Below are 21,213 nucleotides of genomic sequence, written 5' to 3'. Positions count from 1 at the left end.
GTTCGAGTCTAGGAGCGGGCCGCCCGCACCGCCCCGGTCACCGCCCCGGCGCGTCGGGCGACGTCGGGGGCGCCTCGCCGGTCGGCCCCGAACCCGCTGGCGGCGGCTCCGGATCCGGCAGGTCCGGCACGTCGGGCACCGGAGCCGGCTGCCCGCCGCTCCCCCCGAAAGCGAGCTCCCGGCTCGGAGCGGTGAAGTCGCGCCGCGGCTGCCCACGCAACGCGGCGGCCAGGGTGTGCGCGACCGCGGCGACCACCTTCGGCTGTGCCTCCCGCCCGACGGCATCACCCGGATCGTCCGGGTTGACGGCGATGGCCGCCGCGGCGAGCTGCGGGGTGAAGGCGACGAAGGTCTCGGTGGCGTACCCCTCCGCGCTGCCGGTCTTGCCCGCCACCGGCTGGTCGCCGAGGATCCGCGTCACCTCGGGCGCACCGGCTCCGTCGCACCGGCGGTACGCGGACTGGTTGCCGACCGGGCACCGGGCGGCGTCGGTCGCGGCCCGGGCGACCTCGGGACTGATCATCTGTCCGCAGCTCGGCGCCGCGGCCGGCAGGGACCGTCCGGCCGGGTCGACGATGGCGTGGACCGGCAGCGGCTGGCAGTACGTCCCGTCGGCGGCCAGGGTGGCGTAGGCGTTGGCCAGGTCGAGCGGGGTGGTGGCGGAGACTCCGAGGGTGAAGGCACCCCAGTCGGCCGCCCCGTACGTCGCCAGCCGGGCGTCGCTCGCGGCCCGGAAGACGATGCCCAGCCGTTCGGCCATCCGGACCACCCGCTCGGCGCCGATCCGTTCGGCCAGCGCCACGAAGTAGGTGTTCACCGACCGGCCGAAGGCGGTCCACATGGTGTGGTAGCCGTCCATCCAGTCGGGGTTGGCGTTGACCGGGCACCACCGGCCGCCACAGCTGTCCGGCCCACTGGCCGGGTACCGGGTCACCAGCCGGGACGGGGCGTCGTACCCGGAGTTCAGCGGCATCCCGGCCTCCAGGGCGGCGAGCATGGTGAAGATCTTGAACGTGGAGCCGGCCTGGTAGCCGACGATGTCGCCACCGCCGGCGATCAACTGGTTGACGGTGTTCGGGTAGTTGCGCTGGCCGGGCGGGTTCGGATCGAGCCGGTAGTGCCGGTTCACCGCGAGGGCCAGGATCCGGCCGGTGCCGGGCTGGACGACCGCCATCGGCACGGCCCACCGGTCGGTGTAGTCGTACACCTCCAGCGTCTGCGCCAGCGCCGCCGCCTGCATCGTCGGGTCCAGCGAGGTGGTGATCCGGTAGCCGCCCCGGCGCAGGTTCTGCCGCCGCTCGTCCGGGGTGGCGCCGAACGCCGGGTTCCGCTCCCACCAGCGCCGGAAGTAGTCGCAGAAGAAGCCCCAGTCGGACCGTTCGTCGGGGATCCCGGCGCAGTCGTTCGGCTCGGCGCCGGGATTCAGGCGCAGCTCCTCGGCCTGGGTCCGGGCCGCCGTCTCGGGCGAGATCATCCCCGTCCTGACCATCTGCCCGAGCACGTACCCGCGCCGGGCGAGCGCGGCCCGGGAGTCGCCGTCGATCGGGCTGTCCGTCTCCGGCGAGCGGAGCAGCCCGGCGAGCAGGGCAGACTCGGCCAGGGTCAACGCGCTGGCCGGCTTGGAGAAGTACCGCTGGCTCGCCGCCGCGACCCCGTACGCCCCGGCGCCGAAGTAGGCGATGTTCAGGTAGCGGCCCAGAATCTCGTCCTTGCTCAGGCGCCGCTCCAGCGCCAGCGCGTACCGCATCTCCTGGATCTTGCGTCCGGCCTTCGGGGCGATCGCCTCGGCCCGCTGTTCCGGGGTGAGGTCCGGGTCGGACTTCAGCACGTTGCGGACGTACTGCATGGTCAGGGTCGAGGCGCCCTGCCGTACCGTGCCGCTGACCTGGTTGGCGACGAACGCCCGGACGATGCCGCGCAGGTCGACCCCGCCGTGCTCGTAGAACCGGCTGTCCTCGGCCGCCACCACCGCCTGCCGGAGCGTCAGGGCGATCTGGTCGAACGGGATCTCGGTCCGGTTCTCGTCGTAGAACGAGGTGATCAGGGTGCGGCCGTCGTTGGCGTAGAGGTAGGAACGCTGGGCGGTGGGCGGTACCCGCAGGTCCTGCGGCAGGTCCTCGTACCGGGCGCTGACGGACTGCAGCCCCACGGCGGCCAGGACGGAGGCCGGCAGCAACGCGGCGGCCAGGAGCGTTCCGGCGAGCAACCCGGCCAGGGTCAGGGTCCAGAGCTGGTTCAGCCGTAGCCGCAGCATGGGGTACCTCCGGGCGGGACGGCGGACGGGCGACCCGGAGCCGGGCCGCGTTCGAGCGCCAGCCTGCCGGCCATTTCCCCACGTCGCACCCGCTTCGGCGCAACTCGGAGCAGATTTCACGACCCGGGGTGAAGCGGGCTAATCACCCACAAGCCGTGACCGCTCACCACCCGTACCGCCCCGGCCCGGCACGGCGGCCGGAACGCGCCAGCCCTCGACCCACCGCGGCATCGACCCACCACGGCATCGGCTCACCGCGGCGCGAGACGACGCACCGACGGTGGGCCGGACCGACCCGGGCCGGCCCGGACCCCGTGCCTCAGGGCAGGAGGACCGCCGCCAGCGGTTGGACCGTCTCCTCGATCTCGTCCGCCACCCGGCTGAAACACTGCTCTCCCCGGCCCCACGGGTCGTCGAGGTCGTCGCTGGGCAGCGGCGCGGCGTGGCCCCGGGCGGCGTTCACCGCCTCGACCAGCGCGACGCCACGGGCGTACACCCCCTCGGGCGTGTCCCCGGCCGGAGGCAGCGCGGTGACGTCGACCCCGGCCAGCAGCCGGCCGAACTCGCCCAGCACGAACGTCCGCCCGGCCGCGTCCGGGCGCAGCGCCACCACGTACTCCTGCTGGTCCGCGGTGGCGGTCAGCACCAGGTCGGCCGCGTCGATGTGCTCGGAACGGAGCTTGCGGGCGGCGAAGTCGTCGGCGTCGCCGCCCCGGGACCGAACCTGCCGGGCGGCCGGCGGGTTCATCTCCTCGCCCGCGTGCCAGCCCCCGGTGCCGGCGCTGTGGCTGTACACCAACCGCTCCGCCAGCGCACGGTCCACCGGCCCGCCCCCCGACCCGGCCCGCCGGGCCAGCCGCTGCCGGACGGCGAGCGCGAGGAGTCGCTCGGCCATCGGTGACCGGCAGATGTTGCCCATGCAGACGTGCAGCACGGTGAAGGGCGGCATCAGGCCACGTCCTCGATGTCCGGCACCACGTCGCGAAGCTTCTCGATCGGGATCGCGCCCCGCCGCAGTACCTGGGGCACCTCGCCGGTGAGGTCGACGATCGTGCTCGGCACCGGGTCCGGGCACGGCCCGGCCTCCAGGTACGCCCGTACCGCGTAGCCGAGCTGCTGGCGCGCCTCCTCGGCGGTCACCGCCGGCGGCTGCCCGGTCTTGTTCGCCGACGAGACCGCCATCGGCCCGGTCTCGCCAAGCACCTCCAGCGCGACCGGGTGCAGCGGCATCCGGACCGCGACCGAGCCGTTGGTCTCGCCGATGTCCCACTGGAGGCTGGGCGAGTGCTCGACCACGATGGTCAGCGCCCCCGGCCAGAACGCGTCCGCGAGGTCCCGCGCCGCGCTCGGCAGCATGAACACCAGCCCGTCGAGGGTGCGCCGGGAGCCGACCAGCACCGGCGGTGGGTGATGCCGGTCCCGGCCCTTCGCGTTCAACAGGGCGGTGACCGCGTGCGGGGTGAAGGCGTCCGCGCCGATTCCGTAGACCGTGTCGGTCGGGATGACGACCAGCTCGCCGTTCTTGACCGCCTCGATCGCCGCGGCGATGCCTCGGTCCCGGTCCGCCACCGACCGGCAGTCGTAGAGCATCACGAGGAGCCAGTCTGCCACGCCCGGTGGCCGGCCGTGCCACGGGTGTGATCCGCTCCGGGGTCGGCCCCGTCCCGGCGGGCGGTGGTGAACCGGGGCCGCCCCGCCAGATCCCGGTGGTCGGCGACGTCGGTGAACCGCCCGTCGGCCCGGAGCAGGTCCGGGACCGCCGCCCCGTGGGTGTCGTCGTGTTCGATCCCGAGTACGCCGCCGGGGCGCAGCAGCCGGACGGCCCGCGTCACCACGTGCCGGATCACCGCCAGCCCGTCCGGACCGCCGAAGACCGCCTCGGCCGGGTCGTAGCCGGCGACCTCGGGCGCCACCGCGGTCCCCTCCGGCACGTACGGGGGGTTGCAGAGCAGGACGTCCACCCGGCCGCTCAGCTCGGCGAGCAGCTTCGGGTCGGCGACGTCCCCGGCGACCACCTCGATCGGCGGGTCCCCGGCCCGGGCCCGCGCGGCGGCGTTGCGCCGCAGCCAGGTCAGCGCCGCGGCGGAGCGCTCCACCGCGATCACCCGCGCCCGGCGCACCTCCCCGGCGACGGCGAGCGCGATGGCGCCGCTCCCGCTGCACAGGTCCACGACCAAGACCGGCCCGGTGGCCGGTCGTACCGCGCGGGCCTGCGCGACGCCCCAGCCGGCGAGCAGCTCGGTCTCGGGCCGGGGTACGAAGACCCCGGGCCCGACCGACAACTCCAGGTAGCGGAATGCCGCCGAGCCGAGCAGATGCTGCAACGGCTCCCGGCGGCGTCGCCGGGCCACCAGCTCCCGGAGCCGGGCCACCTGGGCCGGGTCCAGCGGCCCGGCGAGCGCCAGCGCCGCGCGCGACACGCCGAGGACGTGCGCCACCAGAAGTTCCGCCTCGGTGCGGGCCGGCTCGACCCCGGCCGCGGCCAGCGCGGACGCGGCCTCGGCGACGGCGGCCGACGGTCGGGGAGATTCCGGAGGATGCCCGGGAATGCGGTTCACGACATAATCATGAGACGTCGGCCGGGGATCATCTCGTCGCGGACGCGTTTCCGCTCGGGAACGTCCGCGTTTCCGCTGGAGGTTCTGGGTGGGTTGGCTCGACCGGGTCGGCGACCAGGTTGAGGCGTTGCGGCGGGCCCGCGCGCTCATGGAGAACAGCCGTTCCGCCGAGGCATGCCTGGTCGCCGAGCGCGTGTTCGAGAACACCACGGACCCGTACGCCCGCGCCGACGCCCTGCTCCAGCGCCTCTGCGCGCTGCTCAACCTGGGCCGTACCGCCGAGTACACCCGCGCGGTCGAGCAGGCCTTCGACGCGGCGCGGGACCTGCCCGAGCCGTACCTGCACGGGCACCTGCACGCCCTCGCCGCGCTCGCCGCGCACGACCAGGGCGCGCTCGACCGCTGTGTCACCCACCTCGTGCAGGGGGCCCGGGCGCTGGGCGCGGTGGACGAACCGGACCGCGACACCGCCTGGGGCTGGCACGACCTGGCGATGACGTACTCGTACCTCAGCTTTCACGGCTACGCCCTCAGCGCCCTCGACCGGGCCCGCGCCCTGGGCGTCGCCGCCGGCATCGCGGAGGAGACCTTCGCCGCCCCGGCGATCCGGCTGCGCAACGCGGTCGCGCTCGACCACCACGGGGACAGCGACGGGTGCCTGCGGGTGCTCCGTGACCTCCTCACCGACCTGGAACGGTTCGTCCAGGCCGGCACCGCCGCCCGGCTGCGCCCGAGCAGTCGGGCGGCCTACGGCTACGCCATCGTCCGGCGGGCCGCCCTCGGCGTGCCGGTCGAGCCGCCGTCCCGGCCGGAACTCGACCCGGCGTGGCTGCTCGCCAACGGCGGCGACAGCGTACGGGCCCGGGACATGCGACAACTCGGCGAGGCGTGTCTGGCCATCGCCGCCGGCCGCTCCACCGAGGCGCTGGCCCGACTGGAGACGATCAACGTCGCCGCCGAGACGCTCGGCTCGGCCGAGCACGCCCGGCTCTGCAGCCTGGCCCACGCCCGGGCCGGCGACCACGCCGCCGCGCACCGGGCCGACCGGTACGCCTTCCGGCTCGCCACCCGCCGCACCGACCGGCTCCGGGACGTCTACCTCGACGGCATCGCCGCCCGGATCGAGCACGAGGAGACGTGCCGGGCCGCCACCCGGTACGAGGGCGAGGCGTTGACCGACCCGCTCACCGGCCTGCCGAACCGGCGTCGTCTCGAACGGTACGTGGCGGGCGTGGTCGGCCGGGGCGAGCGGGCCGTCATCGGGGTCTGCGACCTGGACGGCTTCAAGGCGGTGAACAGCGCCCACGGCCGCCACTCCGGTGATCTGGTGCTGCAACGCGTCGCCGGGGTGATCAACCGGGTGATGCGCCGGGGCGACTTCGTGGCCCGCTACGGCGGCGACGAGTTCGTGGTGGTGCTCCCCGGGGCCGGGATGGCCGAGGCCGGCGAGGTCGGCCGACGGATCAGCACGGCGGTCCGGGCCGAGGACTGGGAGTCGCTGGTCCCCGGAACCCCGGTGGGGGTCAGTGTCGGCTTCGCCGAGGTACCGAGCACCGGCGCCGGGGCGCGCGACCCGTTGGGCGCGGCGTTCGAACTCGCCGACCGGGAACTGCTCCGGGCCAAGGCCGAGGCCCGGGCCGTCTGCTGACGGTCGGCCCGGCGGCGGGCCTGACGGTCGGCCGGCGGCGGGCAGGGTCTCGCCGACCCGGACGTGCCGGGTGGGCACGCGGTCACCGCCTTCTCCACCGCCCGGCCACGGACCCCGCCCGTCGGGCCGGCGGCACACCGCCCCGTGCGCCGCCTCGCCTCCGGGGCCCACCCGGGCGCGGCGTCAGCGGCGGGACAGCTCGGTCTCGCCGGCCAGCCGCGCGGCCCGGTCCGCCTCGCCCAGGGCGTCGAGCACCCCGTCCAGCTCCCCGGCCAGCACCAGATCCAGGTTGTACGCCGTGTAGCCGATCCGGTGGTCGGTGATCCGGTTCTGCGGGAAGTTGTACGTGCGGATCCGCTCCGACCGGTCGACCGTACGGACCTGGGAGCGCCGGGCGTCCGAGGCGGCCGCGTCGGCCTGCTCCTGTGCGAGGGCGAGCAGCCGGGCCCGCAGGATCCGCAACGCCTGCTCCCGGTTCTGCAGCTGGCTCTTCTCGTTCTGGCAGGAGACCACGATCCCGGTCGGCAGGTGGGTGATCCGCACCGCGGAGTCGGTGGTGTTCACCGACTGGCCGCCCGGCCCGGACGAACGAAAGACGTCGATCCGAACGTCGTCCGGGTCGATCGTGACGTCGATCTCCTCGGCCTCGGGCAGCACCAGGACGCCGGCCGCGCTGGTGTGGATCCGCCCCTGGGACTCGGTGACCGGCACCCGCTGCACCCTGTGGACGCCGCCCTCCCACTTCAGCCGGGACCAGACCCCGTTTCCGCCCTCCGGCGTACCCCGGCTCTTGATCGCCAGTGAGACGTCCTTGACGCCGCCGAGGTCCGACTCCTGGGAGTCGATCACCTCGGTTCTCCAGCCCCGCCGCTCGGCGTACCGCAGGTACATCCGGAGCAGGTCGCCGGCGAAGAGCGCGGACTCCTCGCCGCCCTCCCCGGCCTTGATCTCCAGGATCACGTCCTTGGCGTCGTGCGGGTCGCGCGGCATCAGCAGCTCGGCGAGGCGGGCCTCGAGCGCCGGGATCGTCGCCGCGATCGCCTCCGCCTCGGCCGCGAACGCCGGGTCCTCGGCGGACAGTTCCCGGGCGGCGGCCAGGTCGGCCCGGGCCTGCTCCAGCTCACCGGCGGCCTTGTGCAGCGGGGTCAGCTCGGCGAAACGCCGACCCACCCGTCGGGCCGTCGCCGGGTCGGCGTGGATCGCCGGGTCGGCGAGTCGCCGTTCCAGCTCCGCGTACTCGTCGAGGAGACCGGCAAGCCGATCACCGCCCCCGACCGTCATGCTGGTGTCCCCTCCTCCGCTCAAACGAATGCCCGTACCCGGCGCGCGGCGCCCGGGATATCCGGGCGCACGCACACGGCGCCCGCCCCCGGCCGTAACCGGGAGCGGGCGCCGTCGACGCAGCTACTTGGCCTTCTTCGCCTGAACCTTGGCGTACTTCTGCTGGAACTTCGCGACCCGGCCGGCGGTGTCCAACACGCGCTGCTTACCCGTGTAGAACGGGTGGCAGGCGTTGCAGGTCTCGACGTGGATCACGCCGCCCTTGGCGGTGCTGCGGGTCGTGAAACTGTTCCCACACGAGCAGGTGACCTCGGTGGTGACGTACTCGGGGTGGATGTTCGGCTTCATCTCGCCTCGGTCCTTTCGTCGATGGTCGCCGGGTCGCCCCTCGACATCCGCCCCGGCGGCAGGCGCTCGCCTGGCGAGGAACGGACTCGGGCGTGAACCGGAACCGGTGGCCGACTCACCAGTCTGCCATGGCGCGGGCACCGGCCCGAAATCGGGCTGCACAGGTGATCCGTGACGGTTAACGTCACTCCTCCCCCTTCGCATTCCCCCTCAGCCGGGAGGCACACCCGTGACCCGCCCCGCCGCCCCGGTCGCGCCGCGCTCCGGCCCGACCGCGCCCGCCGGTGCCCCGCGCCTCGCGGACCTCCTCGACCCGGCGGCGCTGGCCGCGGCGGTCGCCGAGCGGCACGTCCGGGTCCAGCGACACCCCGATCTGCCGTTGTCGATCTACAACTACACGGAGGCGTGCGTCTACGCCGGCAACTGGACGCCGGTGACGGTCGCCTGCCGCGGGCTGATCGTGGACGACCGGGACGGGACGGTCGTGGCCCGGCCGTACCGGAAGTTCTTCCACCACGACCAGCCGGGCGCCCCGGAACTCCGACTCGACGCGCCAGCGCAGATAACCGACAAGGTCGACGGCTCGCTCGGTGTCCTCTACCCGACCGAGGACGGCTTCGCGGTCGCCACCCGCGGCTCGTTCACCTCGGCGCAGGCCCGGCACGCCACCCGGGTGCTGCGCACCCGCTACCCCGGCTTCGTCCCGCCGCCCGGGCACACCGTGCTGGTCGAGATCGTCTACCCCGGCAACCGGATCGTGCTGGACTACGGCGGCCTCGACGACCTGGTCCTGCTCGGCACCGTCGAGATCACGACCGGGCGCAGCCACGGCCCGGAGGCGGTGCCGGACTGGCCGGGGCCGGTCGTCGAACGCCTGCCCTACCGGACACTCGCCGAGGCACTGGCCGCCCCGCCCCGCCCCCACCGGGAGGGGCTGGTCGTGCACTGGCCGGACACCGACACCCGGGTCAAGGTCAAGTACCCGGAGTACCTGCGGCTGCACCGGATGGTCTTCGGACTCAACGCCCGGGCCGTCTGGGAACGGCTGGTCACCGGCGGGGACCTCGCCGAGCTGGTCGCGCCGCTGCCCGACGAGTTCCACACCTGGGTACGCGACGTCGTGGCCGAGCTGACCGCGTCCGTCGAGGCCCGAGCCGCGCAGATCGAGCAGGCGTACGGTGAGATCATGGCCGAGTTGCCCGCCGGATGGACCCGGCGCGACTTCGCCGCGCGAGCCGCCCGGCACCCGGACCGCGGCCTGCTCTTCCTGCGTCTCGACGGCCGCGACTACCGTTCTCGGCTCTGGCGGCAGGTCCGGCCCGCCGCGGACTGGACTCCACACGACCAGGAGTGACGATGCCCCGACTGATCGCCACGCGAGGTCTGCCCGCCTCCGGCAAGACCACCTTCGCCCGGAAGCTCCAGCCCGGTGTCGTGCGGGTGAACCGGGACGACCTGCGCCGGATGCTGCACGGCGAGCGGCTGTTCACCCAGTGGGCCGAGGGGCAGGTGACCGTCGCCCAGCGCGCACAGGTGGAGGCGCTGCTGAAGGCCGGGATCGACGTCTGCGTCGACGACACCAACCTGCGCTCCCGCACCCTGCGGGACTGGGCGGAGCTCGCCGCCCGGTTCGGGGCCAGCTTCGAGGTGCACGACTTCACCGACGTACCGGTGGAGGAGTGCATCCGCCGCGACGCCGAGCGCCCGGAGCAGGACCGGGTCGGTGAGGAGGCGATCCGGCGGCTGTACGAGCGCTACCTGGCCGGTCGGAAGCTGCCGTTGCCGGTGCCGACCGCCGAGCCGGGCGCCCCGGCCCGGGTCTACACGCCGCCGGCCGGGAACGCCCCGGAGATCGTGCTGGTCGACATCGACGGCACGGTCGCGCTGATGGCCGGGCGGAGCCCGTACGACATGAGCCGGGTCGGCGAGGACCGGCCGAACACGGCGGTGATCGCGGCGGTCCGGGCCATGCACGCGGCCGGCTACGGCGTCGTCTTCTGCTCCGGCCGGGACGCCTCCTGCCGGGCCGTCACCGAACGCTGGCTCGACGAGCACGTCGGCGTCCCGTACCTGGCGCTGCACATGCGGGCGGTCGGCGACACGCGGAAGGACGCGGTCGTCAAGCGGGAGATCTTCGACCGGGAGATCCGGGACCGCTACCGGGTGGTCGGGGTCTTCGACGACCGGATGCAGGTGGTCCGGATGTGGCGCGACCTGGGCCTGACCGTCTTCCAGGTCGCCGACGGCGACTTCTGAGGCGGACCGTCACCACGGGCCGCCCGGCGGCGACGTCGCGTGCGTCGCCGCCGGGGTTGGCGTGACCCGTCGGGTCGGGGTCCGGCCCGCTCCGGGAGCCGGCCGTTCTCAGCCCTTCCGCGGTGTGACCACGATGGTCTGCTCGGCCCGGACCCCGTTCACCGTGACGGCGAGTCGGACCGTGCCGGTCCGCAGCCCGGTGAGCCGGCCGGTGGCCGGGTCGAACCACGCGACGTGCCAGGGACGCAGTCCGGAGGCCGATCCGATGTGGAGGGTGGCCGAGCCGGCCCAGTCGGCGCTGACCGGGGCGGCGACCGGGACCTGCCGGCCTCCGGGCTGGGTGAGGGTCGCGGTCACCGACACGCTGGCGCCGGCCCGCACCCTCGCCGGGGCGGTGATCGCCAGCGCGTCGACGTGGGCCCGCGTCTCGGCGGTCACCCAGCGCGGCCCGGCCACCAGCGGGTCGCGGCGCGCCTGCGCCGCCTCGGCCGGGCTCACCGGGTCGACGCCGAACATCGTCCAGCCGGTGAATCCGCCGAGGTGCGGCGCGGTGGACGGGTTCTTTCCGGCGTTGCCGTTGACGACGTACGGCACCCCGTCCACCCGGTCGGCGTGGAACGTCCCCACGTGCGAGCCGACGAAGAGCGTCCCCTTCCCGGTCTCCTCCTGGAACTCGGCCAGCCAGCGCTCCAGCAGCGCCGCCTCCTTCCGGTCGCCGAGCTGGCTCGCCTTCGCCGGGGTGGGGTCGCGGAGCGGGTGGTGCTCCAGCACCACCACGGAGCCGATCCGCGGATCGGCGGCGGCGCCGTCCAACGCGGCCCGCAGCGCCCGCACCTGGGCGAAGTTGCTGGCCCGCAGGCTGCCGGCGGAGGTGTCCAGGGTGATGAACCGGGTGGCTCGGCCGCCGCGGGCCGGGGTGTGGTCGAAGACCCGGGTCGTCGCGCCGAAGACCGCCTGGAAGTTGGTGATCGGGGCGCCCATGATCTCGTGGTTGCCGGGCACGTAGTAGTACGGCACCTCACCGCGGAGCTCCTCGTCGAGGATCCGTTTCGCCAACGCGAAGTCGGCCGGGTACGCGGTGTCCACGAAGTCCCCGTTGATGACCAGGAAGTCCGGCCGGGCGGCCCGGATCTCCCGCAGCGTACGGCGGGCCTGGGCGACCAGGTCGCTCTCCGGGTCGGCGGCGACGAACTGGGCGTCGGAGAGGACCGCGAACCGCCACGGCGCGCGGTCGACGGTGCCGTCGGTCACCACCACCCGGTCGGTGCGGGTCTCCTCCGCCGGCGGGGTGATCTCCGGGGGGACCCGGGCCACGATGTCGTCGATGACGATCTCCCCGGTGTACTGCGCCGCCGCGTCGGTCTCGGCCACGTAGAACCGGCGGACCCGTACCGGGTAGACCACCCCGGCCGGCACCGGCATCTCGACGTACCGCCAGCCCGTCCAGTCCAGGTACGGGCCGCGCAGCACGTGCTGCTGGTCCAGCGCGTCATGCAGGTGCAGGCTCGGCCACTCTCCGTTGCCGTTGGCGTATATCCACATCCCGAACGCCTGCGGCTGCCCGGGCACCTCGATCCAGGCCGGCGGGTCGGCGTACGCGGCCCGGGTGCCGGTCGACTGGCCGAAGTCGTACGCCAGCCTCAGCCCGGTGCCGGTGTGGCCGGGGGCCGGCGCGACCGAGCCGGTGGCCCGGGCGGCACTGAACCGCCAGTTCGCGGCGTCGTCGAACATCGCCACCGGCACGTCGGTGAGCCCCACCGTCACCGGCACCACCGTGCTGCTGTCGCCGACCCGGACGGTGACCATCCCGGCCCCGCTGCCGACCTTCGACCGCACCGAGAGGTGGCCGGTGCTGGTCGGGGTGATCTCGAACAGCTCGTGGTCGTACTCCAGCCGCAGGTCGGCGGGTTCGATCGGGGCGGTGTTGCCGTCGGCGTCGTACCCGACCACCCCGAAGGTGCCGGTGGCGTCGACGCCGGCGAGGCCGAGCCGCTCGGCGGTCGTGTCGATCCGGGCCAGCGGGCCGAGCACCGTCAGCTCCAGCTCGCCCCGGGCCCGGCCCCGGGCGGCGGTGACGGTGACCTTACCGGGCCGGCGGGCCCGGAACACGCCGTCGCGGTCCACCGTGCCGCCGCTGGCCGGGCTGCTACGCCAGGTCGGCGTGCCCGGCGCGGGGCCGTACGTCTCGTCGTAGCCCGCCGCGCTGAGCCGGCGGGTCAGCCCCGGGAAGACCCGCTCCGGACGCCCGCCGGGGATCGGGCCGAGCCCGGGTGCGGTCATCCGGTCCAGCACGGTCTCCACCCAGAACGCCCGCAGCCGGCCGCTGCCCTGGGGAGCGAACAGCGCCAGCCCGTTCGGCACCGGCCGCTCGGAACCGTCGGAGGGGCTGTTCTCCACCTGGACCACCGGCTGACCGGGTTCGCGCGCCAGCAGGGTGGACGACCCGCCACCGTCCAGGTTGAGCGCGTTGTGGGCACCGAGTTCGGCCATCATCCGGCCGAGTTCGGTCAGCGTCACGCCCCGGCTGTCGGCCTGCCGTCCGTCCACTGTGACCAGGAACATCTTCCGGCCGTCGGCGGAGAACCCGACCGCGGTCCGGGGCTCGGGGTTGACGTCCCCGATGTCCTGCGGGACGCCGTCGCGTACCAGCACCCGGTTGCCGCCGATGGCGGCGCGCAGCGTGCTGCCGTCCGACGTCCTCGGCGCGTACCGGATGTCGACCGGGTCGCCGGGGCGGAGGGCGGCGAGGGCGTCCGCTCCGGCGTCGCGACCGAGCAGGATCGTGGTGCCGGCCGGGATAGGCCCGCTGCCGGCCGTGTCACTCACCGTGGAGACCCGGCCGCCGACCAGCGCGACCTCGGTGACCCGGCTGGCTCCCGCCACGGCCCGGCTACGCGGGTACGACCCCCAGAGCGGGGTGAAGATACCGATCCCGTCCGGGGCGACCATGTTGTTGAACTGGGTGAGGGTGACCGGACCGGTCGGCAGGGTGGCGGTGCCGTCGAAGTAGACCTGGAGGACCCGGCCGATGCCGTCGGCGGTCACCCCGACCGCCTCGTGGTGGCCGGCGACCGGAGACTGCACCAGCACGCCGCTCTGGATGCCGATCCCCTGGGCGGCGCCCGAGTTGTTGATGTCGAAGAAGTCCCCGTTGACCGCCGCCACCGCGCCGGCCCGGTCCACCGCCGCGCGTAGCGGTTCGGCCCGGGCCACCGCCCCCGAGTTGACGTAGTCGACGGTGACCCCGCCGGTCAGGTCGGCGGTGAGCGCGTCGGCCCGGATCCACCCGTTGGCGTCGAAGCGGTCGTACGACGTCAGCTCGACCCCGGGGGCGACGGGCCGGGTTCGGGTGTCGGTCTCGATCCCGTCGGTGGCCGCGGCGGTGACCGGCGAGGCCGAGACGGCACGGTCCGAGGAGGCCGGTGGGCTCTCCTCGGGGGCGGTGGCGGAGGTGGCGACCGGGGCCGGGACGGCCGGCGCGGCTCCGGCCGGTGATGGGCCGACCGCGACGAGGGACGGCGTCAGAAGCAGCAGCCCGGCGAGGGCGCCGGATCGACGGCGGAGCAACATGCCCGGTAGTCAACCGGACGCCGCACAGAAGTTTCAATACCCAGCGGGTTACTCGAAGGAAAACTCCACCCGCCCGGGGTGCAAGGAAGGGCCCCCGCTTAACGCTTTTTGTCGTAGAAGGGCCCCTTCCTAACACTCGGGGCAGACAGGACGCGGGGCCCGGCCGGATGTGGCCGGGCCCCGCGCGGGTGTGACCTCGGTGGGCTTGACGCCCCGGACGGACTACTCGCCCGGAGTCGACTTCGCGATCTGCATCAGGAACTCGATGTTGGTCCGGGACTGCTTGAGCCGGTCCAGCAACAGGTCCAGTGCGGCCTGCGAGTCGAGCGAGTGCAGCACCTTCCGCAGCTTGTGCGTGATGGCCAGCTCCTCCGGTGCCAGCAGGATCTCCTCCTTGCGGGTACCCGAGGTGTGGATGTCGATCGCGGGGAAGACCCGCTTCTCGGCGATCTTCCGATCCAGCTTCAGCTCGGCGTTACCGGTCCCCTTGAACTCCTCGAAGATGACCGTGTCCATCACCGAACCGGTCTCGACCAGCGCGGTGGCGATGATGGTCAGCGAGCCACCGTTCTCGATGTTCCGCGCCGCGCCCAGGAACCGCTTCGGCGGGTAGAGCGCGGTCGAGTCGATACCGCCGGACATGATCCGGCCGCTGGCCGGTGCGGCCAGGTTGTACGACCGGCCGAGCCGGGTCACCGAGTCGAGCAGCACAACCACGTCGTGGCCGAGCTCAACCAGGCGCTTGGCCCGCTCGATGGCGAGCTCCGCCACGGTGGTGTGGTCCTGCGGCGGACGGTCGAAGGTGGCCGCGACGACCTCGCCCTTGACCGAGCGCTGCATGTCGGTGACCTCTTCGGGCCGCTCGTCCACCAGGACGACCATCAGGTGGCACTCGGGGTTGTTGCGGGTGATCGCGTTCGCGATCGCCTGCAGCACCATCGTCTTGCCGGCCTTCGGCGGCGACATGATGAGCGCCCGCTGGCCCTTGCCGATCGGCGTGACCAGGTCGATGACCCGCGTGGTCAGGATGTGCGGCTCGGTCTCCAACCGCAGCCGCTCCTGCGGGTACAGCGGGGTGAGCTTGTAGAACTCGGGGCGCCGCTTCGCCTCCTCCGGGTCCATCCCGTTGACGGTGTCGAGCCGGACCAGCGGGTTGTACTTGTCCCGCCGCTGCTCGCCCTCCCGGGCCGCGCGGACCGCGCCGGTGACCGCGTCGCCGCGGCGCAGGCCGTACTTCTTGACCTGGGACATCGAGACGTAGACATCGTTCGGCCCGGCGAGGTAGCCGGTGGTCCGGACGAAGGCGTAGTTGTCCAGTACGTCGAGGATGCCGGCCACCGGGACGAGCACGTCGTCCTCGTTGACCTGTGGCTCCCGGCCGCCCTCACCGTTCTCCGCACGGTCCCCGCGGCCCCGCCGCCGGTCCCGGAAACGGCTGCGCCGGCTACGGCGTCCGCCGCTCTCGCTCTCCTCCTCGCCGTCGTTGTCCCGTTCCGCCGAGCGCTGGCCGCGCTCGCCCCGCGCGTCGCCGCGCTCGCCCCGGTCGCTGCCGTTGCGGTCCCGGCCGTTGCGCGACTCGCCGCGCTCACCCCGTTCGGTCCGCTCGGCGCGCTCCGCGCCATCGGTCCGCTCAGCGCCGTCGGTGCGCTCTTGCCGCTCGGTCCGCTCGGTCGGGGTCGGCTCGCTCTCCGTCTCGGTGGCGGCGGCAGCGGCGGCGGCCGCACGCGACCGGCGGGATGCCCGCGTACGTCCCCCCTCGGCGGCAGCGGCCACCGGCACCTGCTCGGTCGCGGCGCGCCGCTCACCGTCCGGGCGCTCGCCGTTCTCGCGCACCTCGGCGCGTACCTCTTCCCGAGCCGGCGCGGCCGCGGCCGACACCTCGGCCCGGGGCCGCGGCGCTCCACCGGTGGTGGCACCGGTGGTACCGCCCTGGCGTTCCGAGATCGCGGCGATCAGCTCGCCCTTGCGCATCCGGGCCGTACCGGAGATGCCGAGCGACGCGGCCAGGCTCTGCAACTCTGGCAGCAGCATTGCCGACAGCCCGGTCCCGGTCCGCCGACGGCGGGTGGAACCAGTGGTGGCTTCGCCAGCGACGTTGGGAACGTCCGACGTCACGTCGGTGGTGTCGCTCAATGGAGTCCTTCCCTCGATAAGGCCGGGGCTACCCGTGGCCCGAAAACACATGGCCGGGCGGCCTCGGTGCACCCGCCTCGCTCGACGCGTCGCGGGAGTCTGTAACACAGCAGCCGGTGGATTTCCGACCCACCAACAGCGGTGAGCAGGTCTCGCCGCCTGCGGCGACCTGTGGAAACTGCGGTACGGCGTAGACCTAGGCAGGGGTGAGACGGGCTAACCGCCGAAAGCTTCGGGGGTGCACCGACCCGCAGGAGTCGCATTGCTTCGCGGCTGTGCTAGGTCTAGAGCGTAATCAACTCTTCCGACCTGCGGCAACAGGGTCCCGCTCGGCGTGTCCCAGTCTACCCCGGTCGACCCGGGCCCCGGCTACGTCTATCGCCAACCTTTGTGCGGTCCAGCCTATTCCTGGCAGGAGTCCGTCCGGCACCGGGGTGAGGGCGAGGACGGTGGGTCCCGCCCCACTGACCACAGCGGCCACATCGGCCGCACGAAGCTCGTTGACCACAGCCGCCGTCGCCGGCATCCCGGTCGCCCGATACGGCTGGTGCAGCCGGTCCTCGGTGGCCGGGAGAAGCAGCGCCGGATCCGTCGTCAACGCGTGCACCAGCAGCGCCGCCCGCCCGGCGTTGCGGGTCGCGTCGGCGTGCGGCACCGTCGCCGGCAGGGCGGCCCGGGCCACCGCGGTCAGCCCGCGCTCCTCGGGGATCAGGACCGTCGGCCGGACCTCCGGCGCGACCGGCAGCCGTACCGCCCGGGCCCCGCCGTCCGGATCCGACCAGGCGATGGTGGCGCCGCCGAGCAGGCAGGGCGCGACGTTGTCGGGGTGCCCCTCCAGTTCCGCCGCCAGCCGCAGCACCGCCGCGTCGTCGAGCCGCGCGGCACCGTCGACCACCAGGGCCCGGGCCAGGGTCACCCCGGCGACGATCGCCGCCGAGGAGGAGCCCAGTCCCCGGGCCTGCGGGATCCGGTTGACGGCCTCGACCACGAGGCCGGGCGGCTGACCGCCCAGGGCGTCGAAGGCGGCCCGCATCGCGCGTACGACAAGGTGGTCGTCCCCGGTCGGCAGCTCCCCCGCGCCCTCCCCGCTGATCTCGACCCGGCAGCCGGTCGGGGCGACCCAGGCGGCGACGTCGTCGTACAGGGTCAGGGCGAGGCCGAGGGCGTCGAAGCCGGGGCCGAGGTTGGCGCTGGTCGCGGGCACGCGCACCCGGACCGGCTCGGAAACGAAGGACGGAGGCATCGGTTCATGCTAGGCAACGGCCGGGGTTCGCCCGAGCGGCTGTCCGCGTCCTGGACGCGGGCCGGCGACCGGGGTTGAGGGTACGCCAGCCCCGGTCCGACGCCGGAGCGCGGTCGCCGCAGCGCTACCCGGGCTCGGGGAGATTCCGGGCCCGGCCGGGACGGTCCGCGTCGTCCGACGGTCCGGGGGCCACGACGCCGTCCGACTCCGTCCCGTCCGACGACGGCGTCTCCGGCCGGTCCACCAGGCCTGGCGCCGGCGCCGGCGGGGAGGTTCCGAAGGCGGCATCCGGCGCGGAGGTCCCCGAGGCGGCAGCCGGCGGGGCGGCTTCCGACAGCGCATCCGGCGCGGAATCTCCCGCCGCCCCCGCGGCCCCGGCGGAGGGCGCGCCGGTGGCCGGCCGCAGCGTACGGCCGGCCGTCCGGAGCGCGAGGCGCAGGGCGAACTCGATCTGGGCGTTGACGCTGCGAAGATCGTCCGCGGCCCACTTCGCGATCGCGTCGTAGACCCGGGGATCCAGCCGCAGCAGAAGTCTCTTGCGCTCGGCCATCGAACGGACGGTCTAGGCGTAGAGCGACCCGGCGTTCACCACCGGCTGGGCCGACCGGTCGCCGCAGAGCACGACCAGCAAATTCGCCACCATCTGGGCCGTCCGTTCCTCGTCCAGCTCCACGACGTGCTCCTCCCGCAGCCGATCCAGGGCGCTGGAGACCATTCCCACCGCACCCTCCACGATCTTGGATCGGGCCGCGACGACGGCGTTCGCCTGTTGCCGGGCCAGCATGGCCTGGGCGATCTCCGGCGCGTACGCCAGGTGGGTGGTCCGCGACTCCAGCACCTCCACCCCGGCCAGTTCTACCCGTTCGCGTAGCTCCCCGGTCAACTCCTCGCTGACCACCGCGCTGTCCCGGAGGCTGGCCCGGCCGGAGTCGTGCGCGTCGTACGGGTAGCTGGTGGCCAGGTGCCGGACCGCGGCCTCGGCCTGCACCGCGACGTACTCGACGTGGTCCTCGACGGCGAAGACGGCCTTGGCCGTGTCGACGACCTGCCACACGACGACCGCGGCGATCTCCACCGGGTTTCCGTCGGCGTCGGAGACCTTGAGCCGGTCGGTCTCGAAGTTGCGCACCCGGAGGGTGACCCGCTTCCGCTCGGTCAGCGGCACGGTCCAGTGCAGGCCGGGCTGTCGGATGCTGCCGACGTAGCGGCCGAAGAACTGCACCACCTGGGCCTCGTTCGGGTTGACCACGGTGAACCCGGTGGCCGCGCACGACACGACCAGGCCGTAGCCGATGACGACGGCGAGCATCCAGGGGTGGGGGCCGGAGGCCCGCAGGACCGGCACGGTGACCGCGAGCGCGAGGGCGGTCAGGGCCAGCAGCCCCCCGATCGCGAGAAAGCCCGAGATCCGGAAGGCGGATCGCTCCATGACATCTCCTTACTAGCGATGTGATATCACTACGATAGCCAATCGCCGCAAGCAGGTTGTGGCGCTGCCCCGGCGACACCACCCGGTTCCGCGCGCGGGCCCCGTGCCGCAGCCGGGCAACGGGCCGAACCCACGGCGGACGGACCACGAAGCACGGCGGTCGGGACACGAGCACGGGGACCACGAACTGCGGCGGACGGACCACGAACCGCGGCGGACGGGACAGGGACGACGGCCACCAGAACGACAGCCACAGGGGCGGCTAGGGCAGGTCTGCCTGATCCCGTGCGGCGCCCCGCGTCCGTTGGGACAGCGGGTAGGCGACGGTCCGCAGCCGCTGGATCAGGCCCCGCGGGCGCAGCGCGCAGCGGTGGGCCCCGTCCGGGTCGAAGGCCAGCGCCGCATCCACCTCGGCGGACAGCCGCTCGCCGACGGTGATCCGGCCGAACGTCGACCAGCCGCCGGTCACCCCGGCCGCCAACAGCTCCAGCCGGACCTCGCCCCGGGCCGCGACGGCGGCCAGCTCGGCCAGGCTCCGGCCGAGCGGATGCGGCGCGCGCGCCAGGACGTACACCCGTCGGCCGTCCACCCGGTAGCCGACCAGGCTGCCGTACGGTCCGGCGAAGTCCCGACGCGGTACCGGGAGGTGCCGCAGCAGCGGTCGCTCGGCGGTGGTGGAGAGGAGCAGGTCGAACGGGCCGGCGGGGCCGTGCAGCCGGACGGCGAGCCCCAGCAGGTCGGGCCAGCCGTCCGGGGTCGGGGTCCCCCGGGAGAGCCGGACCGTCACCGGACAACGGCCAGGCCCGCCCAGCAGCCGTACGGCCAGCCGCCCCCAGAGGTCGGCCTGGCCGGTGAACGAGATCCCGCGCGGATGCAGCAGTCGCCCGCCACGCCAACTGGCGATGCGGCGGGCCGGTCCGGTTCGGGCCATCGTGTCGATGCGGTACGCCGTACCCGTTCCGGGACCGGTCAACCGTCACCCGTCTCCGCAACCGTCAACCGCGCGGCCCGGACCCACGGGACGATCCACCGGGTCGGCGGAGCGGTGACCAGGCCGAGACACCCCGCGATCCGACGCCCGATGGTCCACCGGCCCCGACCCCTCGGGCGGGTACCGCGGACCTCACACCCCCGACGTTGCCTCGACCGCTGGACCGGTTCCCCGCTCGTCGGACATGTCCAGCCGTCGGGTCGCCGCCCACCAGCCCACCGCGTACACCACGGTGACCAGGCCGCACCCGGCCAGCACCACCCGCTCGTCGACGTGGTCCACCACCGCCGCGACCGCGAGCTGGCTGACCGCGATGGCCAGCGTCGCCAGCATCATGTCCGTGGCGAAGACCCGGCCCCGCAGCTGGTCCGGCACCTCGCCCTGGAGAGCGAAGTTCGACAGCACCCAGTTGCTGCCGCCCCCGAAATGGGCGACGAAGACGAGGAGCAGCATCAGCGGGAACCAGCCGGCGACCGACACCCCGACGTAGGCCAGTCCGTACGTCGACATGGAGAGCGCGAGCCCGGTCAACAGCCACGACCGGTTCGTCAGCACCCGGCGCATCACCAGCGGTCCGACCAGTGCCCCGGCGCCGCGCGACGCGAAGAGCAGGCCGGTGCCGACCGCCCCGACCCCGGCCAGCCCGGCCAACAGCGGAAAGACGGTGAGCACGCCGTTGCCGAGGCCGACCGCGCTCTTGACGGTCACCAGCGCCAGCACCCGGGGCCGGGCGCCGATGTACCGCAGCGCCTCCCGGATCGCCGTCCAGGGGCGCGGCGCCGGAACGCTCTCGTCCCGCGGCACCTGCATCGGCCGGCGGATCAGCCAGGTGAGGCCCGCGGCCCCGGCCAGGCCCGCCGCCGCCAACCAGAAGCAGGCGTACGGGGAGAGCGCGGCGGTCAGCACGCCGCCGAGCGAGGCCCCGACGACCGTCATCGTCCCCCACGCCGAGCCCGCGACCGCGTTGGCTCCGGCGAGGTCGGCCGGATCGACCACGTTCGGCAGGGCTGCCTGGGCCGCCGGCGAGTAGAACGCCTTGGCGACCGCGATCGCCCCGATCGCCAGCAGCGCCAGCCAGGCGGTGGTGGAGCTCCGGACGCCGAGCAGGAGCAGGACCGCGAGCAGTGCGGTCAGGTTCGCCCCGACCATGATCTTCTTGCGGTCCACCCGGTCCGCGACGGTGCCGGTGTACGGCAGTAGAAGGGCGAGGATACCGGTGTCGGCGGCGAGCACCAGGGCGCCCCAGACCCCGCTGCCGGTCAGCTCGGGCAACAGCACCAGCAGCGGCACCATGACGAACCAGTCGGCACCGAAGACCACCAGTTCGGCGGCGAAGAGACGGCGGAAGTCCCGGTTACCGGCAAGGACCGAAAGGGGTGACGACACGTTCCGTACCTTACCTGCCCGGCCCGGAGCGCCCGCTCGCCACCGCCGGACCCGGCCGACGGCGACGCCGTACCGTCCGGGTCTCGCCCGCCGCGGCGGTGCCGGGTCGGGTGGCC

At 73.9% G+C, this 21,213-nt stretch carries 16 protein-coding genes; 3 read left to right on the top strand and 13 right to left on the bottom strand.

The genetic code is table 11. The features are described from left to right. Nucleotides 1-37: 37 nt before the first annotated feature. From EF879_RS14300 to prmC, 4 genes are all read right to left on the bottom strand, one after another. Nucleotides 38-2,254, bottom strand: coding sequence for a transglycosylase domain-containing protein (locus EF879_RS14300; protein WP_123558767.1), 2,217 nt, complete (start codon nt 2,252-2,254; stop codon nt 38-40). Nucleotides 2,255-2,573: 319 nt separating this feature from the next. After that, nucleotides 2,574-3,203, bottom strand: a complete 630-nt coding sequence (locus tag EF879_RS14295) for a phosphotyrosine protein phosphatase (RefSeq protein ID WP_123558765.1) — start codon at nt 3,201-3,203, stop codon at nt 2,574-2,576. Beyond that, nucleotides 3,203-3,865 carry an L-threonylcarbamoyladenylate synthase gene (locus tag EF879_RS14290; RefSeq protein WP_370375499.1) on the bottom strand — a complete coding sequence of 221 codons (663 nt, stop codon included), beginning with the start codon at nt 3,863-3,865 and terminating at the stop codon, nt 3,203-3,205. Before EF879_RS14290 ends, EF879_RS14295 begins: the two co-directional genes overlap by 1 nt. Continuing rightward, complete coding sequence (prmC, locus tag EF879_RS14285; protein WP_370375498.1) at nt 3,844-4,812, bottom strand: peptide chain release factor N(5)-glutamine methyltransferase; 969 nt, start codon at nt 4,810-4,812, stop codon at nt 3,844-3,846. The genes EF879_RS14290 and prmC overlap by 22 nt, the downstream gene beginning before the upstream one ends. 88 nt (nt 4,813-4,900) lie before the next feature. Here prmC and EF879_RS14280 point away from each other — a divergent pair, with 88 nt between their 5' ends. Next, entirely contained in the window at nt 4,901-6,460 is a 1,560-nt protein-coding gene (locus EF879_RS14280) for a diguanylate cyclase (protein WP_123558763.1), read from the top strand. A 183-nt stretch (nt 6,461-6,643) separates the two neighbouring features. On the opposite strand, the gene prfA is transcribed toward EF879_RS14280, so the two are convergent. Next, nucleotides 6,644-7,741 (bottom strand): peptide chain release factor 1, encoded by a 1,098-nt coding sequence (gene prfA, locus EF879_RS14275; protein WP_123558761.1) that lies wholly within the window; start codon nt 7,739-7,741, stop codon nt 6,644-6,646. A 123-nt stretch (nt 7,742-7,864) separates the two neighbouring features. After that, nucleotides 7,865-8,089, bottom strand: coding sequence for a 50S ribosomal protein L31 (gene rpmE, locus EF879_RS14270; protein ID WP_123558759.1), 225 nt, complete (start codon nt 8,087-8,089; stop codon nt 7,865-7,867). Nucleotides 8,090-8,318: 229 nt separating this feature from the next. Here rpmE and EF879_RS14265 point away from each other — a divergent pair, with 229 nt between their 5' ends. Both EF879_RS14265 and EF879_RS14260 read left to right on the top strand, forming a co-directional pair. Next, a complete protein-coding gene (locus EF879_RS14265) occupies nt 8,319-9,443 on the top strand; it encodes an RNA ligase (RefSeq protein WP_123558757.1) in 1,125 nt (374 codons plus the stop codon). 2 nt (nt 9,444-9,445) lie between these two features. After that, nucleotides 9,446-10,345, top strand: coding sequence for an AAA family ATPase (locus EF879_RS14260; protein WP_123559216.1), 900 nt, complete (start codon nt 9,446-9,448; stop codon nt 10,343-10,345). Nucleotides 10,346-10,453: 108 nt separating this feature from the next. Here the strand turns inward: EF879_RS14260 and EF879_RS14255 are convergent, their stop codons facing one another. The 7 genes from EF879_RS14255 to EF879_RS14225 form a co-directional block, all read right to left on the bottom strand. Continuing rightward, on the bottom strand, nt 10,454-13,915 hold the full coding sequence (locus tag EF879_RS14255; RefSeq protein ID WP_123558755.1) for a phosphodiester glycosidase family protein: 3,462 nt from the start codon (nt 13,913-13,915) through the stop codon (nt 10,454-10,456). Nucleotides 13,916-14,137: 222 nt separating this feature from the next. Further along, the gene (gene rho / locus EF879_RS14250; RefSeq protein ID WP_123558753.1) at nt 14,138-16,048 is read right to left on the bottom strand and encodes a transcription termination factor Rho; all 1,911 of its coding nucleotides are present in this window, start codon (nt 16,046-16,048) and stop codon (nt 14,138-14,140) included. 295 nt (nt 16,049-16,343) lie between these two features. After that, nucleotides 16,344-17,291 carry a homoserine kinase gene (gene thrB / locus EF879_RS14245; RefSeq protein ID WP_123558751.1) on the bottom strand — a complete coding sequence of 316 codons (948 nt, stop codon included), beginning with the start codon at nt 17,289-17,291 and terminating at the stop codon, nt 16,344-16,346. A 124-nt stretch (nt 17,292-17,415) separates the two neighbouring features. Further along, nucleotides 17,416-17,841 (bottom strand): hypothetical protein, encoded by a 426-nt coding sequence (locus tag EF879_RS14240; RefSeq protein WP_123558749.1) that lies wholly within the window; start codon nt 17,839-17,841, stop codon nt 17,416-17,418. 12 nt (nt 17,842-17,853) lie between these two features. Then, nucleotides 17,854-18,720: an SPFH domain-containing protein gene (locus EF879_RS14235; RefSeq protein WP_123558747.1), complete on the bottom strand. Its 867-nt coding sequence runs from the start codon at nt 18,718-18,720 to the stop codon at nt 17,854-17,856. A gap of 262 nt (nt 18,721-18,982) precedes the next feature. After that, a complete protein-coding gene (locus tag EF879_RS14230; RefSeq protein ID WP_148086441.1) occupies nt 18,983-19,651 on the bottom strand; it encodes a phosphodiesterase in 669 nt (222 codons plus the stop codon). A gap of 192 nt (nt 19,652-19,843) precedes the next feature. Continuing rightward, nucleotides 19,844-21,097, bottom strand: coding sequence for an MFS transporter (locus tag EF879_RS14225; RefSeq protein ID WP_123558743.1), 1,254 nt, complete (start codon nt 21,095-21,097; stop codon nt 19,844-19,846). Nucleotides 21,098-21,213 lie beyond the last annotated feature (116 nt).

This window comes from Micromonospora sp. HM5-17, assembly GCF_003762835.1.
Classification (GTDB): Bacteria; Actinomycetota; Actinomycetes; order Mycobacteriales; family Micromonosporaceae; genus Plantactinospora.
This window is presented reverse-complemented; position numbering and strand designations above follow the sequence as displayed.

Coding starts and splice junctions, on each gene's coding strand:
- EF879_RS14260 (WP_123559216.1), top strand. CDS start 9,446: ATGCCCCGACTGATCGCCACGCGAGGTCTGCCCGCCTCCGGCAAGACC.
- prfA (WP_123558761.1), bottom strand. CDS start 7,741: ATGACGGTCGGGGGCGGTGATCGGCTTGCCGGTCTCCTCGACGAGTAC.
- EF879_RS14300 (WP_123558767.1), bottom strand. CDS start 2,254: ATGCTGCGGCTACGGCTGAACCAGCTCTGGACCCTGACCCTGGCCGGG.
- EF879_RS14255 (WP_123558755.1), bottom strand. CDS start 13,915: ATGTTGCTCCGCCGTCGATCCGGCGCCCTCGCCGGGCTGCTGCTTCTG.
- thrB (WP_123558751.1), bottom strand. CDS start 17,291: ATGCCTCCGTCCTTCGTTTCCGAGCCGGTCCGGGTGCGCGTGCCCGCG.
- EF879_RS14295 (WP_123558765.1), bottom strand. CDS start 3,203: ATGCCGCCCTTCACCGTGCTGCACGTCTGCATGGGCAACATCTGCCGG.
- EF879_RS14235 (WP_123558747.1), bottom strand. CDS start 18,720: ATGGAGCGATCCGCCTTCCGGATCTCGGGCTTTCTCGCGATCGGGGGG.
- EF879_RS14230 (WP_148086441.1), bottom strand. CDS start 19,651: ATGGCCCGAACCGGACCGGCCCGCCGCATCGCCAGTTGGCGTGGCGGG.
- rpmE (WP_123558759.1), bottom strand. CDS start 8,089: ATGAAGCCGAACATCCACCCCGAGTACGTCACCACCGAGGTCACCTGC.
- EF879_RS14240 (WP_123558749.1), bottom strand. CDS start 17,841: ATGGCCGAGCGCAAGAGACTTCTGCTGCGGCTGGATCCCCGGGTCTAC.